General features: G+C 67.1%; 17 protein-coding genes. 12 read left to right on the forward strand and 5 right to left on the reverse strand.

The features are described from left to right. Positions 1–91: 91 nt before the first annotated feature. On the forward strand, positions 92–424 hold the full coding sequence (locus ACT009_RS17325; RefSeq protein ID WP_445192294.1) for a hypothetical protein: 333 nt from the start codon (positions 92–94) through the stop codon (positions 422–424). On the opposite strand, the gene ACT009_RS17330 is transcribed toward ACT009_RS17325, so the two are convergent. The 4 genes from ACT009_RS17330 to ACT009_RS17345 all read right to left on the reverse strand — a co-directional run bounded on the left by ACT009_RS17330 (position 421) and on the right by ACT009_RS17345 (position 4,591). After that, entirely contained in the window at positions 421–855 is a 435-nt protein-coding gene (locus ACT009_RS17330) for a hypothetical protein (RefSeq protein WP_445192295.1), read from the reverse strand. The two genes, ACT009_RS17325 and ACT009_RS17330, sit on opposite strands and share 4 nt — an antisense overlap. Before the next feature lie 135 nt (positions 856–990). Next, entirely contained in the window at positions 991–3,090 is a 2,100-nt protein-coding gene (locus tag ACT009_RS17335) for a prolyl oligopeptidase family serine peptidase (RefSeq protein WP_445192296.1), read from the reverse strand. A gap of 14 nt (positions 3,091–3,104) precedes the next feature. Further along, positions 3,105–3,824, reverse strand: a complete 720-nt coding sequence (locus tag ACT009_RS17340; RefSeq protein WP_445192297.1) for a PEPxxWA-CTERM sorting domain-containing protein — start codon at positions 3,822–3,824, stop codon at positions 3,105–3,107. Between the two features lie 149 nt (positions 3,825–3,973). Further along, positions 3,974–4,591, reverse strand: coding sequence for a TetR/AcrR family transcriptional regulator (locus ACT009_RS17345; RefSeq protein ID WP_445192298.1), 618 nt, complete (start codon positions 4,589–4,591; stop codon positions 3,974–3,976). A 177-nt stretch (positions 4,592–4,768) separates the two neighbouring features. Here ACT009_RS17345 and ACT009_RS17350 point away from each other — a divergent pair, with 177 nt between their 5' ends. After that, on the forward strand, positions 4,769–5,686 hold the full coding sequence (locus ACT009_RS17350) for a DUF6454 family protein (protein WP_445192299.1): 918 nt from the start codon (positions 4,769–4,771) through the stop codon (positions 5,684–5,686). On the opposite strand, the gene ACT009_RS17355 is transcribed toward ACT009_RS17350, so the two are convergent. Next, the gene (locus tag ACT009_RS17355; protein ID WP_445192300.1) at positions 5,673–7,097 is read right to left on the reverse strand and encodes an amidase; all 1,425 of its coding nucleotides are present in this window, start codon (positions 7,095–7,097) and stop codon (positions 5,673–5,675) included. The two genes, ACT009_RS17350 and ACT009_RS17355, sit on opposite strands and share 14 nt — an antisense overlap. A 237-nt stretch (positions 7,098–7,334) precedes the next feature. Between ACT009_RS17355 and ACT009_RS17360 the strand changes: the two genes are divergently transcribed. The 10 genes from ACT009_RS17360 to ACT009_RS17405 all read left to right on the forward strand — a co-directional run bounded on the left by ACT009_RS17360 (position 7,335) and on the right by ACT009_RS17405 (position 25,470). After that, complete coding sequence (locus ACT009_RS17360; RefSeq protein ID WP_445192301.1) at positions 7,335–9,764, forward strand: TonB-dependent receptor; 2,430 nt, start codon at positions 7,335–7,337, stop codon at positions 9,762–9,764. Positions 9,765–9,789: 25 nt separating this feature from the next. Then, positions 9,790–11,022, forward strand: coding sequence for a parallel beta-helix domain-containing protein (locus ACT009_RS17365; protein ID WP_445192302.1), 1,233 nt, complete (start codon positions 9,790–9,792; stop codon positions 11,020–11,022). Further along, a complete protein-coding gene (locus ACT009_RS17370; protein ID WP_445192303.1) occupies positions 11,019–12,182 on the forward strand; it encodes an SO2930 family diheme c-type cytochrome in 1,164 nt (387 codons plus the stop codon). Before ACT009_RS17365 ends, ACT009_RS17370 begins: the two co-directional genes overlap by 4 nt. Then, the gene (locus ACT009_RS17375) at positions 12,182–13,471 is read left to right on the forward strand and encodes a D-arabinono-1,4-lactone oxidase (RefSeq protein ID WP_445192304.1); all 1,290 of its coding nucleotides are present in this window, start codon (positions 12,182–12,184) and stop codon (positions 13,469–13,471) included. The genes ACT009_RS17370 and ACT009_RS17375 overlap by 1 nt, the downstream gene beginning before the upstream one ends. After that, entirely contained in the window at positions 13,471–14,613 is a 1,143-nt protein-coding gene (locus tag ACT009_RS17380; protein WP_445192305.1) for a DSD1 family PLP-dependent enzyme, read from the forward strand. Before ACT009_RS17375 ends, ACT009_RS17380 begins: the two co-directional genes overlap by 1 nt. Further along, on the forward strand, positions 14,610–15,761 hold the full coding sequence (locus ACT009_RS17385; protein ID WP_445192306.1) for an MFS transporter: 1,152 nt from the start codon (positions 14,610–14,612) through the stop codon (positions 15,759–15,761). The genes ACT009_RS17380 and ACT009_RS17385 overlap by 4 nt, the downstream gene beginning before the upstream one ends. Before the next feature lie 149 nt (positions 15,762–15,910). After that, positions 15,911–18,823 carry a TonB-dependent receptor plug domain-containing protein gene (locus ACT009_RS17390; RefSeq protein ID WP_445192307.1) on the forward strand — a complete coding sequence of 971 codons (2,913 nt, stop codon included), beginning with the start codon at positions 15,911–15,913 and terminating at the stop codon, positions 18,821–18,823. Between the two features lie 155 nt (positions 18,824–18,978). Beyond that, positions 18,979–19,962, forward strand: a complete 984-nt coding sequence (locus ACT009_RS17395; protein WP_445192308.1) for an MlaA family lipoprotein — start codon at positions 18,979–18,981, stop codon at positions 19,960–19,962. A 152-nt stretch (positions 19,963–20,114) separates the two neighbouring features. After that, entirely contained in the window at positions 20,115–22,481 is a 2,367-nt protein-coding gene (locus tag ACT009_RS17400; RefSeq protein WP_445192309.1) for a TonB-dependent receptor, read from the forward strand. Between the two features lie 199 nt (positions 22,482–22,680). After that, positions 22,681–25,470 (forward strand): TonB-dependent receptor plug domain-containing protein, encoded by a 2,790-nt coding sequence (locus tag ACT009_RS17405; RefSeq protein WP_445192310.1) that lies wholly within the window; start codon positions 22,681–22,683, stop codon positions 25,468–25,470. The last annotated feature ends 24 nt before the right edge of the window (positions 25,471–25,494 follow it).

Below are 25,494 nucleotides of genomic sequence, written 5' to 3' on the forward strand. Positions count from 1 at the left end.
AGTTTGGCTGCATTCTCTTTCCGAACGGCCGCCGCATCAAGTTACCTTGCGACTGGTTGCCGCGAACGGGGCGGGGTGCTCTAACCGGCACATGGTGCCCGTCATCTTTGTCGCCGTCGTCTACGGCGTGCCGGCGCTGGTTGCGGCGCTGCTCACCGCCTTCCTTGCGATTGTGGTCCGGATCTGCCGGTCGGGCCGGAGCGCACCTTATTGGCTATACCTTGTGGTCGGCACGCTGATGCCGATCCTGTTCCTGGCGCTCGGTCAACACGCCGCTTGGCCCTGGCCATGGTGGCGTGCCGAGGCGCTGCATGACGGCATCCCGCCCGGCCCCGTGCTGATGATCGCCGCATTCCCGGCATGGCCCCTCTGCCTGTCGATGAGCAGATGGATCATGGTTCGGCCGCCAAGATCGATGGCTTAGGAGTCGTTTTTCGCCCCGTAGCGGGTCGCGAGCTTCTCGAACTGATAAGGCGACAGCCGCAACAGCAATCGCTTCTGCTGGGTGCCGAACGCGTAGATCGGCAGCCTCAACGCCGACTTGCGTGACTGGACGACCGCGACGGATCCATCGGCATAGGCGACCTTGCCGATCAGCCGGCCGGCGTCGGAATATACCGTCGAGCCAATCCTGACGTCACCCGGCGTCGCGGCGTTGGCCGGTACGCGCCAGCTTCCGCCGCCAAAGCTATAGCCATAAGCCGCACCGACGTTCAGCGCCGAGGGCGACGTCGGTATACCACCGGTTGCGCCCTGCGCGGTCGTGCCGCCGGGCGGCATGTACGCCGTCTGGCCCGCATGCGCGGCCGACCCTGCGATCAGGACGGCGGCAGTGGTAGCGATGAACATTCTCATGATCTCATCCTCTACGTTCAGCGACGATCGACCACTCGCCTCCGACTCGAAGTCAAGGATGCGGCGGCAGCCCGGTCGCGGAAGTAACAACGTGCTGCGCACCGTATGTATCCTTTCCGCGATCGGGCGGAACCGTCATTCGCCCGCGGCAGGAGCAGCAGCCGCGCCGCTGCGATAGCGATCGAACCAGGCGAGGATCGCCGAAGCCTTCGCCGCCGATTGCGAAGGCCGCGCGGTGAAGCCGCCATGGCTGGCGCCGGGTACTTTCACCAAGGCGGTCGGCACGCCGCGGATCTGCAGGGCGGCGTAATATTGCTCGGATTCGCTTACCGGCGTGCGGTAATCGTCGCTCCCCACCACCACCAGGGTCGGGGTCTTGACGTTGCCGACCAGGCTGAGCGGCGAGCGATTCCAATAGCTCATCGGATCCTCCCAGGGCAGCTTGGCAAACCAGTAGCGCGACGTGAACAGCGTGTTGTCCATCGTCAGCGCTTCGCTGACCCAGTTGATCACGGGCTTCTGCGTCGCCGCGGCCTTGAAGCGATCGGTCTTGCCGACGATCCATGCGGTCAGCACGCCGCCGCCCGATCCGCCGGTCACGAAAAGGTTGTCGGGGTCCGCGGTGCCGTCCGCGATCGCCGCGTCGACCGCCGCGATCAGATCGTCGTAATCGGCGGAGGGGTAGGCCTTGTCGATCAGGTTCGCGAACGCGGCGCCATAGGAGGTCGAGCCGCGCGGGTTGGTCCACAGCACCGCATAGCCCGCCGCGGCGTAGAGCTGGACATCGGTGGCGAAGCTAGGGCCATAGGCGCTGTTGGGGCCGCCATGGATCTCCAGGATGAGCGGCACGCGGCTGCCCGGCACATGGCCCGGCGGGGTCGCCAGCCAGGCGTCGATGGCGCGACCGTCGGGCGCGGTGACGGCAATTTTGCGGACCGGCGCGAGTGCCTTGGCGGCGGTCATCACCGCGTTGAGCTGGGTCAGCCGCCGCGGCTTGCCGCCGCTATAGACCCATACGTCGGCGGGCGCTCCGGCATCACCGCCAGTGTAGGCGATCGTGCCGCCCTTGGAGACCGAGAACTCGCCGCCGGTATAGGGCCGATCGAGCCCGCCGCCCTCGACATTGTCGATCAGTGGCGTGGTGCGGCCGTCCAGGCCGATCCGCGCGATCCGGCGCGCGCCGCGATCGTCGTAGCTCGCATAGAGGCTGCGCCCATCCGCCGCCCAGACCGCGTCCTCGATCCCGCGATCGAGCGGTGCGGTGATCGAACGTGGGCTGCCCGCGTCGCGATCGCCGACATAGAGCTGCGCGTTCTCGTAGCTGCGGCGCTTGTCGTCGAAGCCGAGCCAGGCGATGCGGGCGCCATCGGGGGATACGCGGGGCTGCCCGTCGGGGCCGTCGCGCGTGGTGAGCGTCCGCATTGCCGCAGTGGCGACGTCGACCGCGATCACGTCGGAATTCATCACCTGCCGCTCCGCCTCCGGCCCGCGGATCGTGGCGAAGACGATCGTGCGGCCATCGGGAGTCCACGACAGCGGCCCGCCATCGTCGAACGCGCCGAAGGTCAGCTGCCGCGCCGCACCGCCGTCCGCGCCGATCACGAACAGATGGTCGCGCCCGGGCTTCACGTAACCGGGCCCGTCGTTGCGGTAGTTGACCCGGTCGATGACCGTCAGCGGCTCCGCCCATTTCGCGCCCTCGGGCTTGGGCGGCGCCTTGCCCAGCGTCGTCGCTTCGCCCGGCGTGGTGGCGACATAGGCGAGGCGGGTGCCGTCGGGTGACCAGGCGAGCGCCTGCGGATCGCCGGGCAGGCTCGTCACCCGCGTGCTCGCGCCCGTCGCCAGCCAGCGCACGAACAGCTGCGACTGGTCGCCGTCGGTCGCCGAATAGGCGATCCGGGTGCCGTCCGGCGACCAGCGCGGGTTCGACCCCTGCGTGGCGAAGGGCGATTGTTTGCCGCTCGCCACGTCGATCAGCCACAGCGACGACTGCATGCGATCGGTCATCACGTCGCCGGTGCGGCGGACATAGACGATGGTGCGCCCGTCGGGGCTGATCTGCGGGTCGGCGGCAATCGACAGGCCGAACAGGTCCGACCCGGTGAAGCGCCGGGTCGGGCCCTCGGGCGGGGCGGCGTTCGGCTGCTGCTGGGCGGAAAGCGGCGCGGCGGCGAGCAGCAGGACGGCGAGGGTGAGGCGCAAGCGATGATCCTTCGGTGCAGTTTCCCGGATCATGCCCGATCGGGGCGCTAGCGCAACAGCGCGTTCCGCCCGCCGACCACCGCCGGTCGCCGGCGCCGCAACGCGCTGCCGATCATCGCGAAGCCTGCGATCAGCAGTGCCCAGGTCGACGGTTCAGGAACCCCGGCGACGATCCGCACGATCGAGAAATCGTCGACCGCGTTGGAGAAGTCGCTGGTCGGGTCCAGGTTGCGCAACGTGAACAGCGTGGAGGCCTGCGACGCCACGAACCGCTGGCTGCACCGCTGCCAGGTCAGTGTCGACCCGGCGATGGTGTTGGTGCACGCGAAGTCGGTGCCGCCCGAGCCGAACTCGACCCCGACGCTGCTCTGGGTGCCGAACGCATTGCCCGGCCCGCCGCTGACGTTGCCGACGTAGAAGCTCAGCAGGTAGCTTGCACCGATCTCGGTGGCGACCGCCTGCTGGACGCCATTGGGAGCGTTGTCCGAAAAGCCGGCGAGGTCGAGCCACTGGGTGCCGTCTCGCGCGGGGAAGGCAAAACCCGGGTTGCCGTCATAGGCGCTGTCGACCAGCGACACATAGGTGCCCCGCACGCCGACGATCGTCCAGCCGGTGATGGCGCTGCTGCCGACCAGATAGTCGGTGTAGCCGGTGGGAACTTGGTCCGGCGTCTCGAAGCTGCCGTTGACGGCGAGGTTCTGCGCGGCGGCGGGGGCGGCGATCGCGAGGGCGGCGGCCGATAAACAGCAGGAAAGAGTCAAACGCATGATGTCGGCTCCTGAAAGGAAGGAACGACAGATGATCCCCCGTGCCAGATCTACCCGCCATGCGACCACGCAACGACTCGTGCCGAGGCTCGATGCTTAACGCGATCGAAGCGATTTTGCACTGATCATCAACACGCGGACGATCCAACTTATCGCGAGAGATCGGCCTGCATCAAATTCGCCGCATAGGCGAAGGTCTCGTCCTCGGAGAGGCCGGTGTCCTCCTGCAGCATCTCGTCGAGCGCGAAGCCGATCTCGACCGACAGCCGTACGCGACGCCACAGCTCCTCGCGCGGCAGCTTCGAACCAAGCCGGATGTAGGCGTCGGTCAGCCGATCGGTGACGTGGCGGTGCGATTCCAGGCGAATATGGACCAGCTTGGGCGAGGCGTGAAGCGCGCGCAGGATCCAGACCGCGCCGGGTTCGCTCGCGGTCACCGCCGCGGTCGAGCGGAGCAGATCCTCGACGTTGCTGCGCAGGGCCGCGGCGCCGCCGCCTTCGTGGCGCTGGATCCACCGGTCGAGCGCTTCGTTCTGCCGCGCCATCAGCCGCCGCCCGAGTGCTTCGAGCACCGCGTATTTGTCGACGAAATAGCGGTAGAGCGCGGGCGGCGAGATCCCCGCGCGCGCGCAAATCATGTTGGTCGAGATGCGATCGATCCCGACCTCCGCAAGCAGATTGCCGGCGACGTCGAGGATCAGTTCATAGGTCTGCTGCGCGCGTTCCTGCTTCGGACGGTTGCGCGGAGCGGTGGCGGCGCTGGTCATGATCGTGCCTCTCACCGACGGTCATAGCCGGATTTCGAATGGTTTACAGGGCATTTGGCGCGCGTGGACCGGAGTACGGCGGAGCGGCCAACTGCACCATGGCCTATGGCGGCGGTCCCTCGACTCATAGCAGACAATGCCGCCATTACCCGGTGCAGCCAGTTGACGGAGACCAGCATGATACGCCTCGCATCCTTGCTGCTCGCTCTGGCATCCCCCGCCGCACCGACCGCCGACGTCGTCGCGCAGCGGGTGACCAAGCTGACCCGCGCCACCAAATGGACGCTGATCGCGGCGACGCCGATCCGCTTCCGCACCTTCCACCCGCAGGGAATGGTGCGGATCGGCGGCGAGATCTATCTGTCGTCGGTCGAGATTAGGACCCTTCCCAAGAAGCTGCCGGCCCCCGTAGACGGCCACGCCTACGACGCCGGCATCGGTGTCGGGCATCTTTTCAAGATCGGTGCCGACGGTACGCTGCTCGCCGACCTGATCCTCGGCGAGGGGCCGATCTACCATCCCGGCGGCATCGATTACGACGGCGTCTCGATCTGGGTACCGGTCGCCGAATACCGGCCGGACAGCCGCGCGATCATCTACCGCGTTTCCCCCACGACGATGATCGCGACGAAGGTCGCGACCGTCGCCGACCACGTCGGCGGGGTGGTGCACGACGTCGCACGCGGCCAAATCGTCGGGATCAGCTGGGGATCGCGGCGCTTCTACGACTGGCCGGTGCGGCGCGACGGATCCATGCCCGGCGCGTCGCTGAGCGATCCGATCGCCAATATCGACAACTATATCGACTATCAGGACTGCCACTATCTGGGTGGCCCCACCATGCTCTGCAGCGGGGTCGCGGACTATGCCGCCGGCACTGCCGAGGAGTCCCCGTTCGGCGGCATCGACTTGGTCGATCTGCCGAGCCACCGCCCGGTCTGGCAGGTGCCGATCGCGATGCGTGCACCCTCGGGGCGCAGCATGACCCAGAACCCGTTCTGGGTCGAGCCAACCGCGACCGGGCTGCGCGCCTATTTCGTCCCCGACGACGACGCCTCGACGCTGTTCGTCTACGACGCGGTCACGCCCAGATGACAGGCCGACGTTGCGCCCATGGCATCTCGCGTTCGAGCTGCCCCGCGAGCCGGTACAAGGTCGCCTCGTCGGCATAGCGGGCGGTGAACATCATGCCGATCGGCAGACCCTGATCGCTCATCCCGAGCGGCAGCGAGAGCGACGGCTGGCCAGTGAAGTTGAACAGCGCGGCGAACGGAAACAAGGCGGTCTGGCGTTTGACGATCTCGGCGGCGGGCACCAGTGCGGGATCGGTGAAGCCGATCGGCGGCGGCGGCGCGGTCATCACCGGGCACAGGAAGACGTCGAAATCGTCGAACCGACGCACCGCCGTGCGAGTTAGCTTGCGCAGCTCCTGATAACCCCAGAAGGCCTGCTCGCCGGTCACCGCGCGTGATCCCTGCAGCGCCGCCCAAGTCAGCGGCTCCAGCTCGTCCTCGCGCGGCTCGCGGCCGACTTCGTCGATGACGCGTCGCATCCCCGCGGCGAAGTTGGCGGCGGAAACCGGCGCCCGCGCCCGCGCGATCGCGCGGTGATCGACCCCGAGCCCTTCTTCCCGCACGTCGTGACCGAGCGCCGCCAGCGTCGCCGCGGTGGCCTCCAGCACCGCGAGCACCGCGGCATCGATCGGTGCGCCCGACGGCGTCTCCGCCGACCAGGCGATCCGCAGCTTCCCGACCGTCGTGCCGACCTCGTCCGCATAGGGGCGCGCCTTGGCGGGCACCGCATAGGGCGATCCCGCTTCGGGCGTGCCGGTCGCGTCGAGCATCGCGGCGCTGTCGCGCACGCTGCGGGTGACGACGTGATCGACGCAGAAGCCCATCGCATAGTCGAACCCGTCGGGCAGGTTCGGCACGCGGTCGCGGGTCGGCTTCATCCCGACGAGACCGCAACAGGCGGCGGGGATGCGGATCGATCCGAGCCCGTCCGACGCATGCGCCATCGGCACCATGCCCGCCGCGACCGCACTCGCCGAGCCGCCCGACGAACCGCCGGCGATGTGCGCCGGGTTCCAAGGATTGCGGGTGGCGCCGTGCAGCGATGTTTCGACATTGCCGACGATGCCGTATTCGGACGACGATCCACGCCCGAGCATGACCACGCCCGCCGCGCGGTAGCGGCTGGTCAGCCCGGTGTCCGCGGCGTCGATCACGTCGGCGCAGAACCGGCTGCCGTTGGACCGCGGCCATCCCTCCACGCCGATGCCGAAGTCCTTCACCAGGAACGGCACGCCGGTGAATGGGCCCGCCGGGAGCGGCGTGGCCGCGATCTTCCTGGCCTGCTCGAAATTGCGGAATACCACCGCGTTCACCCGGTCGTCGAGCTGCTCGATGCGTTCGATCGCGGCGTCGACGAGTTCCAGCGGCGTCACGTGTCGGTCGCGAACCAAGGCGGCGAGGGCGGTGGCGTCGTACGAAGAATAGTCCTGCATCGTCGCTCCTGTCCTGTGCGTCGCCTGCCGACTCGGGCGGACGTCCGATGATCCCGACCTGCCGCAGCAAGGCAAGTCGCCCAAAACGACTGGCTGGCCGTCCGCCCCGTCATCCCACTGATCGCGCGCAATATTCTAGCGCGCGAGCAGAAGTAGATAGGGTGCGAAATATACAATAGCTAAAGATATCCTTTGGGGATACCTTCTGACCATCACGGGCAATTGGGGTGGCACGCAATGGGCAGGTGGAAACAGGGGATACTGGCAGGCACCGCACTGGTGGCGGTACAGCCGGTACAGCCGGTGCAGGCGCAGGTCGCGGCGACGGTGGCGCCGGACAACGGGCAGGTACAGACACCGCCGTCGACCGAGGGTACGCGCGGCGATCTGTCGCTCGACGACATCATCGTCACCGCGCAGAAACGCCAGCAGTCGCTGCAGGACGTTCCGATCAGCATCAACGCCTTCAACGCCGCGGCGCTGGGCGCGCTGAGTGCGGAGACGATCGGCGATCTCGACACCTTCACACCCGGCCTTACGATCAACGATTCGTCGGTGACCCAGCCGAGCTATGCGATCCGCGGCGTGCAGACCGACGATTTCGGCATCGGCACTGAGCCTTCGGTCGGCATCTTCATCGACGGCGTCTATTCGGGGCGTTCGGGATCGTCGCTTATCTTCTTCAACGACGTCGCACGGGTCGAGGTCCTGAAGGGGCCGCAGGGCACGTTGTTCGGGCGCAACACCTCCGCGGGTGCGATCTCGATCGTGACCAACCAGCCGGTCGACAAGCTGGAGGCGATCGGCTCCGTCCAGCTCGGCAACTACCACAAGGCGCGGATCGACGGCACGGTGAACCTGCCGATCGCGTCCAATCTCTTCCTGCGGCTGAACGGCGTCTACAATCGCCGCCGCGGCTACCTGACCGATGCGCTGAGCGGGGAAGATCGCGAGCAGGAGCATAACACCTCGGGCCGCGCAGCGCTGCGCTGGGAACCGTCGGATTCGACCGATTTCACGCTTGCCTATGATCACGACGACACCGCCAAGGATGGTCCTGCCGCGGTGGGGATCAGCACGTCGGCGCTGAGCCTCGATCCGTTCGGCCCGTTCGCCAACGACGTGATCGACAACAAGGAGACCCGGCTGCTGAACGGCGTGACCTTCACCGCCAACCACCGGGCGGGCGCGCTGACCTTCACCAGCATCTCGTCGTTCAAGCATTTCGAAACGCACAACCGCGAGGACGAGGACGGCACCGCCAATCCGCGGCTGTATCTCGATACCGAGAACATCGAGAAGAACAGCAGCATCTACCAGGAGCTGCGGCTCGGCTATGATCGCGGCATCGTCAACGCGATCGCCGGCGTCAGCTATTTCCACGAACGCGGGCGTCAGACGAGCGCGGTGACGTTGCTGTCGGACTCGGTGGACAACCTGCTCGGGTTGGTCGCCGATTTTCCGATCTTCACGATCCTCGACAGCGTCGGCATCCCCAACGTGTTCGGCCAGCAATTCCGCGAGGACATGAACAACCGCGCCGCGAACGACAGCTACGCCGCGTTCGGTGACGCGACCTTCGCGGTGACGCCGCAGCTGAGCCTGATCGGCGGCATCCGCTACACGCACGACGTCAAGCGCTTCAGCTGGCTCAACGGCGGGTTCACCGCGGGCGGGCTGGAGACCACGACCGCGCCGGGCGCGCTGTACAATGCGATCGTCGGCGCCGACCTGTTCCCGGCGGGAACGCAGCTCAGCGCAGCCGATTTCTTTCGCGCAACGGTCGGCCCCGCGGGCCTGATCTTCGATTCCGGCGCGCTGGAGAACGTGCTGGTCCGCCGCAAGGCGAAGTTCAACGACGTCTCGCCGCGCTTCGTGGTCCAGTATCAATATACGCCCGACCTGCTGGTCTATGCGTCGGCAACCCGCGGCTACAAGGCGGGCGGGTTCAACTCGGTCGAAATCAACTCGTTCTTCTCGCCCGAGAATGTCTGGAACTACGAAGCCGGCATGAAGTCCGAGCTGTTCGACCGCCGGGTGCGGTTCAACGCGTCGGGCTATTATTTCAAGTACAAGAACCGCCAGTCGATCAGCCTGGAGGATACCGGCGGATCGCTGCCGCAATACATCACCCGATCAGGCGATTCCGAGGCGTACGGCGTCGACATCGAGACGCAGTTCGTGGTCACTCGCGACCTGACGCTGTCGGCGGTGGCGGGCGCGATCAACTCCAAATGGTCGACGCGGACCGAACGCGACATCGACATCTCCGGGCAACCGACCGGCGAGCCGCGCTTCCGTGGCGTACTGAGCGGGCATTTCGATCACGAGATCGAGGGAGTGGGCACCCCGTTCGCGGATGCGAGCTGGAGCTACACCTCGCGCATCCTGGTCAACGATGCGGTCCGCGACAGCGATGCCGAGATCGCCGAGTACGTCGATTTCGCCAAGCTCCAAAAGCTGCGCAGCGCGCGTAGCGTCGTCAATGCGAAGATCGGCTGGCGGCTGCCGGGGGATCGCTTCTCCTTCTCGGTGTTCGGCGAGAACATCTTCGACAGCCAGCGGCCGCGGACGCTCAACACGATCTCGGCCGGGATCTTCGGTACGCCGTATGTGCGGCTCGATCGCCCGGCCTTCTACGGCATCGAATTGGGGCTTCGATATTGAACCGCGCGGGACGAGGGGAACAGGCATGACCAGATTTGCGCTATTCGCGACCACAGCGGCGGTGACGTTGCTCGCCGGGTGCGGCGGCACCAAGACCGACCAGCAGGGCTTCGTCATCGATCCCGATTTCGAGAAGAAGCTCCAGGCGCAGTTGCTCGACGCGAAGCCGGGATCGGTGATCGAGATCCCGGCGGGCAAGTACGCGCTCAGCCGCAGTCTCAGCCTCGCCGCCAACGGCGTCACCGTAAAGGGCGCGGGGATGGGCAAGACCGTGCTGTCGTTCGCGCGCGCCAATTCGGGCGCGGAAGGGTTGCTCGTCACCGGCGACGACTTCACGCTGCAGGACATCGCGATCGAGGACACCAAGGGCGACGCGCTGAAGGTAAACGGCGTCAAGAACACCGTCATCCGCCGGGTGCGCGCGGAATGGAGCGGTGGCGGCAAAAGCTCTAATGGGGCGTACGGGCTCTACCCGGTCCAGGTCACCAACGTGCTGATCGAGGACAGTGTCGTGAAGGGCGCATCGGACGCCGGCATCTATGTCGGGCAGTCGACCAACATCATCGTCCGCAACAACCGCGCGGAGGGCAACGTCGCCGGGATCGAGATCGAGAATTCGACCGGCGCCGACGTCTATGGCAACACCGCCACCGGCAACACCGGGGGCATCCTGGTCTTCAACATGCCCAATTTGCCGGTGCCGGGATCGCGGACGCGGGTGTACAAGAACGTCGTCAAGGCGAACAACCACGCCAATTTCGGCGCCGCGGGCAGCGCGGTCAGCTCGGTGCCGCCGGGATCCGGAGTGATCGTCAATTCGAACGACATGGTCGAGATCTTCGACAACGAGATCGCGGACAACCAGACCGCCAACATCATCATCTCGAGCTATTATTCGACCGGTTTCGACACCAAGCGGGGGGTGTCGGAAGCCTATGATCCCTACCCGCAGGACATCTACGTGACCGGCAACCGCCTGTCCGGTGGCGGCACCGCGCCGGGCAACCGCTTCGCGGCGCTGAAGCAGCTCGCCGGTGGGGCGCTGCCCGCGGTGCTGTGGGACGGCTTCGTCGATCCCAAGCGGCCGAGCCCCGGGATCTGCGTGCAGAACGGCGACGCGAAGACGTTGAACGCGGACGGTCCCGGCAAGTTCGCCAAGGCACGGATCGACACCGCGGTGAACTGCGCCCCCAAGATGCGCCTGCCGACGATCGTGCTGCCGGCCGCGATGACGAAGGATACCGGCAAGCCGTCATGATCAACCGCTGTCTCGTCCTGCTTGCGGCATTGCTCCTGTTCGGCTGCGCGCGCGACGCCGGACAGGTCGTCTTCCATGCCGACGACAATCCCGAGAAGCTGTCCGACTGGGGGCTGTTCACGGTCGCGGGCGGGAAGATCTTGCCGCATGCGGGCATGGTGACGTACGAGTTGAACGCGCCGTTGTTCAGCGACTATGCGCAGAAATGGCGGACGGTGTGGATGCCGAAGGGCGTGCACGCCACCTATCGGCCCGACGACGCGTTCGACTTCCCGATCGGCACCATCGTCACCAAGACCTTTTACTACACGACCCCGACCGAGGCCGCGCAGCCGCAAGCGAGCGGCGACGTCGTGAAGATGACCCCCGCCAGCTACCAGTCGGGCGTCGCCGGGCTGACGCTCGATCATGTGCGGCTGATCGAGACGCGGCTGCTGGTGCGCCGCGCGGCGGGCTGGGTCGCGCTGCCCTATGTCTGGAACGCCGACGGCACCGATGCGACGCTGGAGCGAACAGGCGCGGAGGTGCCGTTGACCTTCCACGACGGCGCCACCGCGCGACGGTTCGTTTATTCGGTGCCGAACCAGAACCAGTGCGCCGGTTGCCATGTGCAGGATTTCAGGGCCCGTGCGGTGATGCCGATCGGCCTGAAGGCGCGGCATCTCGATCGTGCGTTCGCAGGCGAGGGCGGCGAGATCAACCAGCTCCGCCGGTTGGTCGCGCTGGGGTATCTCGCCGGGGTGGGCGGCACGGTGCCGCACAATGCCGACTGGCAGGATCCACATGCCGACGATGCGGCGAAGGCACGATCCTATCTCGATATTAATTGCAGCCATTGCCACAACGCCACCGGGGCGGCGCGCACCTCCGGCCTGTGGCTCGACGCCAAGACTGTGGATCCGCGCGTCCGGGGGATGTGCAAGCCGCCGGTCGCGGCAGGGCGCGGCACCGGCGATCGCCCGTTCGACGTCGTGCCGGGCCACCCGGAGACATCGATCCTCGCCTATCGCCTGCAGAGCGACGATCCCGGCGAGATGATGCCCGAACTAGGACGCAGTCTCGTCCACCAGGAAGGAGTCGCCTTGATCCTCCGTTACATCAAGCAGCTCGAGGGCAGCTGCGACCGGCAGGACGTGCCGCCGCCAGTGGCCGGAAGCTGATGGCGACGCGTGCGAAGGAACGCGCGGTTGCGTCGGGCTGGGCCAACTGGTCGGGCAGCGTCGTCGCAACCGAAGCCGACATCCGCCGGCCGCGCGACGAGGAGGAGCTCGCGCGGATCGTGGCGCAAGCGACGACGGTGCGCGCCACCGGGGCGGGGCATTCGTTCATGCCGCTGTGCGCCAGCGACGACGTCATCGTCTCGCTCGCCGACATGCAGGGGAGCATGACCGTCGCGGCCGACCGCGGCACCGTCCGGGTGCCTGCCGGCTGGAGCCTGAAATATCTCACCGCCGCGCTGTGGGACGAAGGGCTGGCGCTAGCCAACCAGGGCGACGTCAATCCGCAGTCGCTGGCGGGATCGATGGCCACGGGCACGCATGGCACCGGGCGCGATCTGGGATCGCTGTCGACCTTCGCGCGCGGCTTTCGCCTGGTGCTGGCGGACGGCCGGATCATGTGGTGCGACGACACCGAGAACGCCGATCTCTACCAGGCGCAGCGGCTGTCGCTCGGCCTGTTCGGAATCGCGACCGAGATCGAAGTTGCAGTCGTTCCCGCCTTCCACCTGGTCGAGCGCATCGAGAAGAAGCCCTGGGCGGAGGTTCGCGAAAGCTTCGACGCGCTGGTCGATACGCATGCGCATGTCGAATTCTGGTTCTTCCCGCATGCCGACCAGGTCATCCTCAAGACCCTCGACCACACCGATGCGTGCGACCCGCCGCCTTCGAGCACCGACATGGAGGAGACCGCGTTCCGCCGCTTCCTCAACGTCGGTCATCTGGCACCGTTCATGGTGCCGACGCTGCAGCGCCTCATGATGCGGACGCCGATGAAGGGCCGGCGGCGCGGGCCCGCGCACAGCATCTTCCCGTCAGATCGCACGCTGCGCTTCGAAGAGATGGAATATGAGATGCCGCGCGCGGTCGGGCTCGACACGCTGCACGAGGTGATCGAACGTATCCGTCGGCGGCGGCTGCCGGTGTCGTTCCCGTTCGAATTCAGGGTGGTTGCCGAAGACGATATCTGGATGAGCCCGATGAACGCCGGGCCGGTCGCCTCGATCTCGATGCACCAGTACAACCGCATGCCCTGGCGCGGTCTGTTCGCCGATGCCGAGGCGGTGTTCCGCGCCCATGGTGGCCGCCCTCACTGGGCGAAGCGGCACACCCTGAAACGCGAAGATGTCGACATGCTCTACCCCAAGGCCGAGCAATATCGCGCGGTCCGGCGCTCGGTCGATCCCGAAGGGCGTTTCCTCAACGACCATCTCGGCGCATTGTTCGCCTGATGGATGATCACACGCTCCACGCGCATTTGATCGGCCAGCAGGGCTCGCGCGATTCGCTCAACACCCCTGTGCTGGTGCTGGACATCGACGCGCTCGACCGCAACATCGCGCGGATGGCGGCGCTCGCGGCCGGGCACGGCGTCGCGCTGCGTCCGCATGCCAAGACCCACAAGAGCGTCGCGATCGCGCGGCGCCAGATCGATGCCGGCGCGGTCGGGCAATGCTGCGCAAAAATAGGCGAGGCGGAGGTGCTCGCCGATGGCGGCATCGCCGGGCTGCTGATCACCTCGCCGGTGGTGGCGCCCAAGGCAGTCGAGCGACTGGCCGATCTGGCGCGGCGATCGTCAGGCCTGATGGCTACGGTGGACAACGACGCGGTCGCGATCCGCATCGCCCGCGCGCTGGACGCGGTCGATGCGACGCTCGACGTGATCATCGACGTCGACCCGGGCATCCGTCGCACCGGCGTCGCCTCCGCCGAGGCCGCGGTCGCGCTCGCCGAGACCATCGCCGGCCTTCCGCAGCTACGCCTGCGTGGCGTGCAATTCTACTGCGGCGCCCAGCAGCATATCGAGTCCTATGCCGAGCGCCGCGCCGCGATTGAGGAGCGGACGGCGTATCTGCAAGGCGTGATCGCCGCGCTGGGCGCAGCGGGGTTCGCGCCCGAGATCGTCACGGGATCGGGCACCGGATCGCACGTCATCGATCTCGAACTGGGTGTCTTCACCGAACTCCAGGCCGGCTCCTACGTGTTCATGGATCGCCAGTATCTCGATTGCGATCTCGCGGACGCGCCGGCGCCGCCGTTCGAGCCGGCGTTGCTCGTCGATGCGCGGGTGGTCAGCGCCAACCACGATGCGCTGGTCACGATCGATGCAGGCTTCAAATCGTTGTCGACCGACGGCGGCCCCGCCAGCGTCCATCGCGGCGCCGCAGCCACCACCCACTTCGCGTTCATGGGCGACGAGCACGCCGCGCTGATCGGCCCCGGCATCGGCGGCAAGCTGGGCGCGGGTGATCCCGTCTCGCTGATCGTGCCGCATTGCGACCCGACGGTGAACCTCTACGATTATTATCATGTCGTCAGCGGCGAGACGCTGGTCGATCTGTGGCCGGTCGACGCCCGCGGGCGCACGCGTTGAGGGCGCTTGAACGGTTCTCGAAAGCGGAGATCGTCGCGGTACTGACCGTCGGCATCGTCGGGGTCCTGATCGCCGGTCTCCAGCCGCAACTGCTCGGCGCACTGGCGGCGGACGGGCGGCTGTCGGTCGGCGCGCTCGGCAACCTCGCGACGGTCGAACTGCTGGCGATGGGCGTCGCCGCCGGCGTGGCGGGCTTCGTGCTGCCGATCGGCAAGGTCCGCCTGGTCGCCGCGCTCGCGATCATCGCGACGGCGGCGTGTGACGTGCTGACCGCGCGCGCGGGAGCGCCGGCGCTGTTCGCCGCGCGGATTGGTGCCGGGGTGGCGGAGGGCGTGCTGATCTGGGTGGCGATCGGCATGATCGTCCGTACCGCCAACCCGGCGCGCTGGTCGGGCATCTACCTGATGACGCAGACGCTCGCGCAGCTGGTGGTGGCCACCGCCTTCGGCTTTGCGATCCTGCCGCGGTTCGGCTCCACCGGTGGGTTCGTGGCGCTGGGACTTTTCAGCCTTGCGGCGTTGATCGCGCTGCTCTGGCTGCCGGCCGCCTATGCGCCGTTGACTGACGCCGACGGGCACGAGGAGGCGGCCGACGGGCGGCCGTCCGCACGCGGGGTGCTGGCACTGATCGGGGTGGTGCTGTTCCTCGCCTTCGAGGTCGCGGTGTGGGTCTATGTCGAGCCGCTCGCGCACGAACAAGGCGTGTCACCGGGCGCGATCGCCGCGATCGCGCCGCTGTCGCTGGCGATGCAGGTGCTGGGCGCCGGCGCCGCTTCGATACTCGCGGGGCGCCTGCCGTCCTTCCCGACGCTGCTCGCGGCAAGCGCGGGGAGCCTGATCGTCCTGGCGGTGATGGGCGTCACCACGGCGCCTGCGATCTTCGTGACCGCGACCGCTGCATTCGGCTTCCTCTGGCTGTTCGCAATGCCGTTCCAGGTGCCGCTGGTGATCGCGGCCGACCCTACCCGCCGTGCCGCGGCGCTGGTCGGTGGTGCCCAGTTGGTCGGATCGAGCGCAGGCCCGTTCCTCGCCTCGCTGCTGGTGCATGACGACCGGGTCGGCATGGTGCTGTGGTTCGGCGCGGGGTGCATCGTCGTCTCGCTGGCCTTCACCATGATTTCGCAACAGCGCGCAGCGTTCCGCGACTGAGACCTGTCGCCTTCGCGCAACACTGTGGCTCGAAACTGCCGCGCCACTATCGTAGCGGAGCCGGAACGGCTTGTTTGCGATGCGATTGCCTGATTGTCTCAAAATGTGACGCGAGCGGACAGTTCGCAGCGAGACTATCGGGGGATTTTATGATGCGCGATGCGAAGCTTCTACAATCGGGGATCGCGATCGCCGCGTTGAGCATTGCGCTGGCGAGCGCGCCGGCCTTCGCGCAGGACGCGAACGGGCAGGGCGGCGGCGTCCAGGAATCCGGCGCGGTGTTGACCCAGGCGACCCAGTCGGAAGAGCCGGGCGAGGAGATCGTGATCACCGGGTCGCGTATCCGCCGCGATCCGCTCGAGCAGACGTCGCCCGTGATCACCGTCGACGACGCGGCGATCCAGCGCACCGGCCTGACCTCGGTCGCCGACGTCCTGCAGCGCCTGCCGAGCGCATCAGGCGGGCTCAACACCAAGGTCAACAATTCGGGCAATCTCGGCAATCCGCCCGACGGCGGCGGTGTCGGCGCGGGCGCGGCGGAGATCGACCTGCGTTACCTGAGTGCGAAGCGGACGCTCGTGCTGGTCGACGGCCTGCGCTACGTCAACGGCACCAGCGGCAGCGGCATTCCGTCGACGGTGGATCTCAACACCATTCCTGCCAGCATGATCGACCGGATCGAGGTGCTGCAGGCCGGCGCATCGCCGCTCTACGGGTCGGACGCGATCGCGGGCGTGGTCAACGTCATCACCAAGCAGCGGCAGGAGGGGCTTCGCCTGTCGGGGCAGTTCGGCACGTTCCGCGCGGGCGACGGCCATACCTACAATCTCGATGCGAGCTACGGCATCCAGAGCCGGAGCAGCGGCACCAGCGTCGTGTTCGGCGCCAGCTATGTGAACCAGAAGGCGGTGCGCTCGGGCGATCGCCGGATCTCGCAATTCCCCAATCCGGGGCAGACCGCCTGCACCGACCCGGTCGGCGGGTGCAGCAGCGCCGCGGTCAACGGCCGGTTCCTGACCAGCTTCGGCAACCAGACGATCAGCGGGCCGCCCGATGCGACCCCGACGCTTGCCGAACTGCGGCCGTTCACCGCCGCGGACCGGTTCAACTTCGCGCCGTTCAACTATCTGCTGACCCCGTCCGAGCGCTACGGCGCGTGGATGAGCTTCCGGCAGGAGCTCGGCGGCGGCACCAACCTGCGCGTGAAGGCATCGTACAACCGACGCAATTCGCAGAACCAGGCCGCGTTCGAGCCGCTGTTCATCGGCCCCGATGCGGGTAATGGCGCGGGCAGCCTGTTCGACACGCTGAGCATCGACCGGACCAATCCGTTCAATCCTTATGGCGTTACGCTGGAGTCCGGGGTCAATCCGGACGGCACCCCGAACGGCCGCGCCGCCAATTATTCCTTCATCGCCCGCCGCCTGGTCGAGGCCGGGCAGCGTACCTTCAACCAGCAGGTCGATACCTTCGCGGCCACCGCCACGCTGGACGGCGCGTTCAACGTCCGCACCCGCAAATTCTACTGGGATGCCAACGCGTCGCTGGGCGTCAACGATGCGCACCAGAGCTTCACCGGCAACGTCCGCGCCGATCTCGTCGCGCTGGCGATCGGTCCGGTCGCCAACTGCACCGGCGGATGCGTGCCGCTGAACCTGTTCGGCGGGGCAGGGTCGATCACCCCGGCGATGCTGAACTACATCGGCTTCACCGAACGCGACAAGAGCGACCAGCATCTCTGGGACTACACCCTCAACGTCAGCGGCGAGCTGTTCGACCTGCCGGGCGGCGCGGTCGCGGTCGCGGTCGGGTACGAGCATCGCATCCAGAGCGCGAGCTTCACCCCCGATCCGATCGTCTCCGCCGGTCTAGGCGCGGACATCCCCGCGCAGCCGGCGCGTGGCCGCTACAATTCCGACGAAATCTATGCCGAGCTTCGCGTGCCCTTGTTGAAGGACGTTCCGTTCTTCGCCTCGCTCGAGGTCGACGGCGCCGTGCGGCACGCGAGCTATTCGCTCAGCGGCAGCAGCACGACCTACACCGGCACCGGCCTGTGGAAGCCGGTTGCCGACCTGCTGATCCGCGGGTCGTACACCACCGGCTTCCGCGCCCCGAGCCTGGGCGAGCTGTTCGGCGGCCGGTCGCGCTTCGATCTGCCGGTCACCGATCCGTGCTCAAGCGCGGCGACCGGCCAGTTCCAGACCAACGCGACGGTCCGCGCCAACTGCATCGCGGACGGCGTGCCCGCCAACGGCAGCTATGCCGAGGATCCGGGACAGCTGCCGGTGCTGACCCAGGGCAATCGTGATCTCGATCCCGAGAAGTCGCGCAACATCACCGCTGGGGTCGTCTATTCGCCGCAATGGGCGCGCAACGGCGGCTTTGCGAGCCTGTTCAACGTCGAGGCCAATTACTACGACATCCGCGTCCGCAACGCGATCGCGGCATTCGACCCCAACGTGACGCTTAACAACTGCGCGCTGAACGGCGACGCGGCGAGCTGCGCGCTGGTGGTGCGTACCGCGAACGGCTTCATCAACCAGATCACCGGCACGCTGCAGAACCTCGACAGCATCCACACCCGCGGCATCGATCTGACTGCCAACTACCGGACCCCCGAAACCGGAATCGGCAGCTTCGGCGTGTCGCTCAACGCGACACGGCTGCTGAAGTACGTGCTGTCTGCGTCGAACGGCTTTATTGTCCTCGACCGCAAGGGCACCGAGCGGGGCAGCCCCGACCAGGCGTTCCCGAAGTACAAGGGCAACGCGACGATCGATTGGCAGTCGGGCTGGCTGGGTGCCTCGTTCACCGGCCGCTATATCGACGGGGTCGTCGAGAGCGGGGCCGACAACCGGCTCAACAGCCGCTTCTACGGCGACGTGCAGGTCCGTCTGACGCCGTTGTTCATGGGCAAGCGCTTCGGCATCTCGGCCGGCGTCAACAACGTGTTCAACTCCGATCCGCCGGCCTGCATCACCTGCAGCCTCAACAACTTCGATCCCACGACCTACGATGTCCCCGGCCAGTTCGGCTATCTGAAGCTCACCGTCGGGTTGTAATCGCGGTGGCGGGCCGGCTCCATGCCGGTCCGCCATTGTCGTAATCGTAACGGGCGTCCAGCTACACGGCTTCCCAGCCGCATCCGCTTGGTCCAAGCAGCGCGAGGCGGGCGGGTGATGGGGATGGACGCTTGAGTTTGATGCTGTGGACGGCCGTGGCCGCGTATGCTGCCACGACGGCGACGCCGCCGACCGTCGTGGAAACGCAATCACTTACGATGGAGAGCCAGGCCGGCGTCGAAGCCGCGCCGCCGCTGGTGATCGTCTCGACCCCGCCGCCGATCCCCGACCGGATGCGGGGGGTGCGTCCCCCCGAGTCCGCCCAGCCCGAGACCGGGGTAGCCGAGACCGGGGTGGCCGAGGCTGGGGTCGTCGAGAGCGACATCGTCGTGACCGGGCGCAACGAGACGATCGCGCCGGATCCGATGCGCGCGATCAACGAGACCTCGTTCAAGGCGACCCAGGCGGTCGACGGCGCGATCGTCGGGCCGCTCGCGCGCGCCTATGCCAAGGCGGCACCGCGGCCGTTCCGCAGCGGCGTCCACAACGTCCTCTACAATCTTCGCGAGCCGGTGGTGTTCGTCAACTTCCTGTTGCAGCACAAGATCGGCAAGGCGGCGGAGACCGTCGGACGCTTCGCGATCAACACCACGATCGGTGTTGCCGGGCTGTTCGACATCGCCAAGCGCAAGCCGTTCAGGCTGCCGCGGCGCGGCAACGGATTCGCCGACACGCTCGGCTTCTACGGCGTGCCGAACGGGCCGTTCATGTTCCTGCCGATCGTCGGACCGACGACGGTGCGGGATCTGTTCGGCGGCACGATCGATCGCCTGATCCTGCCGATCGCCTTCGGCGGCCGTATCACCCGGCCCGAGGTGGCGATACCACTGGGGGTGCTCGGCGCGCTCGACCACCGATCCGAATTCGACGGGACGCTGCACAAGCTCCACGACAACGCCGCCGATCCCTATGCCAACACCCGCCGCTTCTACCTGCGGCGGCGGCAGGCTGAGATCGACCATCTGCGCGGCCGCGGCACCGGCAGCTCCAGCCCGATGTCCGAAGTGCCCACCACCGACCTCGACGAGCGTGGCCGCGAACTGCCGACCACCCCGCTGGCCCCCGCGCCCGGCAAATAGCCGCGCGCCGGTTTCGCGCGGGCGTCACAATCCTGTCACCATTGGCGCATAACGGCGTCGCCAGGGAGCTGGGACGTGGACGCGTATCGTCCGCTTGGCGGGCAACGACCCGACGAGGCGGAGCGCCACGACAGCCGTTTTGGGGAAAAATCTTGATCGTCTTCGCTTCGCGTCGCGCGCTGCTCGCCAGTGCCGCCCTCGTCTTCGCCGTTCCCGCCGCTGCGCAGGACACCACGCCGTCGGCGAACCCCGCCGCCGCCGCGCCGACCACCGCTGCGGCCTCGTCCGACCAGGGCGTGACCGGCGCCGCGACCGCCTCCACCGACGAGAACGGCCTGGGCGACATCGTCGTCACCGCCGAACGCCGATCGGAAAGCATCCAGCGCGTGCCGTTGTCCGTGTCGGCCGTACGTGGCGAGGATCTGCGCAGCTTCCAGGCGGGTGGCGACGACATCCTGGCGCTGTCGGGTCGCGTTCCTGGGCTGTACGTCGAGACCACCACCGGTCGAATCTTCCCGCGCTTCTACATTCGTGGTCTCGGCAACATCGATTTCTATCTCGGCGCGTCGCAGCCGGTGTCGATCGTGCAGGACGACGTCGTGCTCGAACATGTCGTTTTGAAGTCGAACCCGGTGTTCGACGTCGCGCAAACCGAGGTACTGCGCGGGCCGCAGGGGTCGCTGTTCGGCCGCAACACCACTGCCGGCATCATCAAGTTCGACACGATCCGGCCGAGCGAAGAGTTCCAGGCCCGTGCCGCCGGCTCCTACGGCAGCTTCGATACCGTCACCTTCGACGCCGGCGTGGGTGGGCCGATCATCGCCGACAAGCTCTCCTTCCGCGTCTCGGGGCTCTACCAGCACCGCGACGACTGGGTGGACAACGTCTTCGCCGGCACCAGCGCCGACGGCACCGTGACCCCCAAGAAGAACGCGATGGGCGGCTTCGACGAGCGCGACGTGCGACTCCAACTGCTCGCCACGCCGGTCGACCGGCTGTCGATCCTGCTGTCGGGCCGCGCCCGCGACTATGACGGCACCTCGACGCTGTTCCACCGTGCGGCGCTGAAGAAGGGCTCCAACGACGTGTCGGCCGAGCCGCGGGGGCAGGTCGCCTATGACGAGGCGCAGAACAACCCGCAGCGCTACAAGAGCTATGGCGGGTCGGCGCACATCGCCTACGATCTCGATCTCGCGACGATCACCTCGATCACCGCCTACGAGACCGCGCACGGCTACAGCCGCGGCGATACCGACGGCGGCGCGGCGGCGAACTTCCCGGTCAACGGCGTCCCGAACGGCTTCGGCGAGAGCCAGGGCAATCTGCGCGATCTCGATCAATGGACGCAGGAGCTGCGCGTCGCGTCGAACGGCGACACCGACTTCAAATGGCAGTTCGGCGGCTTCCTGTTCGACAGCCGCGACACCACCGACTTCTATCAGCGTGCCTATTTCCTCACCACCGCGGCGCGCAATCCGAACAATTGGGTGCGACTGCGCAACGTCAACACGAGCTATGCGGTGTTCGGCCAAGCGAGCTACCGTTTCACCCCGGCACTGACGCTAACCGCCGGCGGCCGCGTTACCGAGGACGACAAGCGCACCCGGCTGATCAAGACCGCGGATACCGCCGCGGGCGCTATCACCTATCGCGGGCGCACCGACGTGTCGCTGTCGGACACCCAGCCGAGCTGGGACGTGTCGGCCTTGTACGAAGCGACGCCTTCGCTGAACCTGTACGCCCGCGTCGCGCGCGGCTTCCGCGGGCCGACCATCCAGGGGCGGTCGGCGGTGTTCAATTCCGACTTCACCACCGCGGAATCCGAAACCAACGTCAGCTGGGAGGCGGGGTTCAAGTCGCAGCTGTTCGACAACACGCTGCGCTTCAACGCCAGCGCCTTCACCTACACGGTGAAGGACATCCAGCTGAACGGCAACGACGTGAACGGCAACGGCGTGCTGTTCAATGCCGACAAGGCGCGGGCCTACGGACTGGAGGCGGAGGCCGATTGGCGCCCGATCCCCAATCTAGCATTCGGCGTCGGGCTGTCGTTGCTGCATAGCGAGATCAAGGACCCGCGCGTCTTCGCGCAGGTGTGTGCGCTGAACGGCGTCGTCGTGTGCACGGTCGAGAACCCGACGATCAAGGTCGGCACCAACACCTTTGCGCAGATCAACGGCGAGCCGCTGCCGAACGCACCCGAATACAATGTCGACGTCACCGCACGCTACGATCAGCCGCTGGGCAATGGCGGCAAGGCGTTCGTCGCGGGCGACTTCAACATCCAGGGCTACACGCAGTTCGTGCTGTACCGGACCAAGGAGTTCACCGCGAACGGCAACCACGAAGCCGGTGTGAAGCTCGGCTACGTCACCCCGGACGACCGGTTCGAGATCGCGCTGTTCGGCCGCAACATCACCAACCAGAAGAACCTGAAGGGCGTGATCGAGAACTACATGGCCGCGGTGTTCAACGAGCCTCGGGTGATCGGTCTGTCGTTCAGCGCCCGGACGCGCTGATTGCTTGATCGGGATAGTGGCGGCCGGTTCCGACGGCGCCGCTATCCCGCCGAGCGACACCCGCCTCCTGTTGCCGCGCCGCAACAGCGCCCGGTAAACATCCGTAACATCCGCTCGCATACTTGCGGGCTCACCACGTGCGCATCACAACGGCCCCAACGTAGCGGCAGGGGAAGCCGCTCGAAACAGGGGTAAATCTATGAAGCGTGCAAGCTTGCTCGCCGGCATGTCGTTGCCGGTCCTGATCCTGGCGATCGCCACACCGGCCGTGGCGCAAACGACGCAGTCCGCGCCTAGCCAGGAAACCACCACCGACACCCAGGATGTGGCAAGCGAGGATCCGGGCGAGCAGATCGTCATCATCGGCAGCCGCGTCGCCAACCGCACCGTCTCCGACAGCCCCGTTCCGATCGACGTCATCAGCGGTAGCGCGCTGCAGGCTTCGGGCACGGGCGAGCTCAACAAGGCGCTCAACCAGCTCGTGCCGTCGTTCAACTTTCCGCAGCCGTCGATCGCCGATGGATCGGACGTCACCCGCCCGGCGACGCTGCGCGGCCTCAATCCCGATCAGACGCTGGTGCTCGTCAACGGCAAGCGCCGCCACGTGTCGGCGCTGCTGAACATCAACGGCACGGTCGGGCGCGGCGCCGCGGCGGTCGACATGAACATGATCCCGGCGCTGGCGATCGAGCGGATCGAGGTGCTGCGCGACGGTGCGTCGTCGCAATATGGCTCGGACGCGATTGCGGGCGTGATCAACGTCCAGCTCAAGACCGCGGATTCGGGCGGTCGCGCGCAGGTCAGCTATGGCAAGTACGTGACCACGCTCGACGGCGCGTCCGACTTCGACGGGCTCGGCCTGACCGGCGGCCAGCCCGCGCTCGACACCACCGACCCGCGTTACCTGCAGGCGACCGGTTCGGGCGAGCGCAAGGCGCGCGACGGCATCTACACGACGTTCGGCGTCAATGTCGGCCTGCCGGTCGGCGAAGGCGGCTATTTCAATTTCACCGGCGAGTATCGCGACCGCAACTACACCAACCGGCAGGGTTACGACCTGCGGCCCAACTACATCCGCCCGTCGACGACGACCTTCGATCCGCGTGAGGCGAGCTTCAACCGGCTCGACTTCCGCTACGGCGACGCGAAAACCGAAGACTTCAACTTCCTGATCAACACCGCGGTCCCGCTCGGCACCGCCGAGTTCTACGCGTTCGCGACCTACGGGCATCGCGACGGCTTGTCGGCGGCGAACTTCCGCCAGCAATCGGCGGCGACCAATCGCGACTTCTCGACGCTCCTGCCCGGCACCTCGCCGACCAACGGCAATTTCGTCGGCCTGACCCCGGACGGCTATCTGCCCAAGATTCAGTCGAACATCGACGACATGGCCGCGACCAGCGGCGTCCGTGCCGAGATCGCGGGCTTCAAGGGCGATTTCTCGCTGGGCTTTGGCCGCAACGAGCTGAGCTATCGGACCGAGGACAGCGTCAACGTGTCGTTCGGGCCGAACAGCCAGCGGTCGTTCGACGCGGGGCATCTCGCCTTCTCGCAGATCCTCGCCAACGCCGATCTGTCGCGGCAGTTCGACGCCGGGCTGGCGGGGCCGCTCTCGTTCGCGTTCGGCGGCGAATATCGCCACGAGATTTACCAGATCAAGCCGGGCGATCCGCAGTCCTACCAGACCGGGCCGTTCTTCACGCCGTCGCGCGCGACCACCGCGGCGAACTGCACCGTGCTCGGCGGCGTCTACAACGCCACGACCGGCATCTGCTCCTTCCCGGGTCGCGCCGCGGCGGCGGGTGCACAGGGCTTCGGCGGATTGCCGGAATCGGCGCGCACCAACGTCAATCGCGACAGCTTCGCGGGTTATATCGAGTTCGACGCGGACCTGTTCACGGGGCTCACCGCCACCGCGGCGGGGCGCTACGAACATTATAGCGACTTCGGCGACACGCTGAACGGCAAGCTCGCGCTGCGCTACGAGATCGCGCAGGGCTTCGCGCTGCGCGGCTCCGTCTCCAACGGCTTCCGGGCGCCGTCGCTGCACCAGCAATATTTCACCACGACCTCGACCAACTTCCTGGCGGGCGTGCCGGTCGACGTGTCGACGGTGCCGGTCAGCAGCCCGGTCGCCCGCGCGCTCGGTTCGCAGCCGCTCGATCCGGAAAAGTCGCTCAACCTGTCGGGCGGCGCGACGCTCAACCCCTTCCGCGGCTTCAACCTGACGGTCGATTACTTCCACATCAAGATCAAGGACCGCGTCGTGCTGTCCGAGAACCTCGGTGCGGCGGGCGTCGGCACTGCGGCACAGAACGCGGCGGTGCAGGCGGTGCTGGCGGCGAACGGCTTCAGCAATGTCGGCGCGGCCCGCTTCTTCATCAACGGGCTCGACACCACGACGCAGGGTGTCGACGCGGTGGCGACCTACCGCGCCAACCTCGGCGGGCTCGGTGCGTGGAACCTGTCGGCGGCGTACAACTACACCCAGAACAAGATCGACAAGCGGCTGAACAATCTCGGCCCGCTGGCGACGATCCCGGGGCTGGCGTTGTTCGGCCGGGTCGAGGGCATCCGCTTTGAACGCGGCCAGCCGAAGAGCAAGGTGGTGCTCGCCACCGACGGCAAGATCGCCGGGTTCGGCGTGTCGGCGCGCACGACGCGCTACGGCTCGGTGATCTCGCCGGAGACGACCGCACCGCTGGGCGCCGACGCGACCAGCCTGACCGCGCTCGGCCCCGACGACCAGAAGCTGAGCCCGAAATGGGTGACCGACTTCTCGATCAGCTACGAACTGCAGGGCGTGCAGCTGACCCTCGGCGTCGACAACGCGTTCGACGTCTATCCCGATCGCCGGCCGTTCGGCCTGCGCCCGGCGACGGTCGGCGGCAGCTATCCGGCGACCTACCAGTTCCTGCCGTACAGCGGCTTCTCGCCGTTCGGGTTCAACGGCCGCTTCCTTTATGCGCGGGCCGCGATAAACTTCTGATCGGACGGGGAGGGGCGACCAGGC

The sequence above is a fragment of the Sphingomonas sp. Tas61C01 genome (assembly GCF_052567495.1).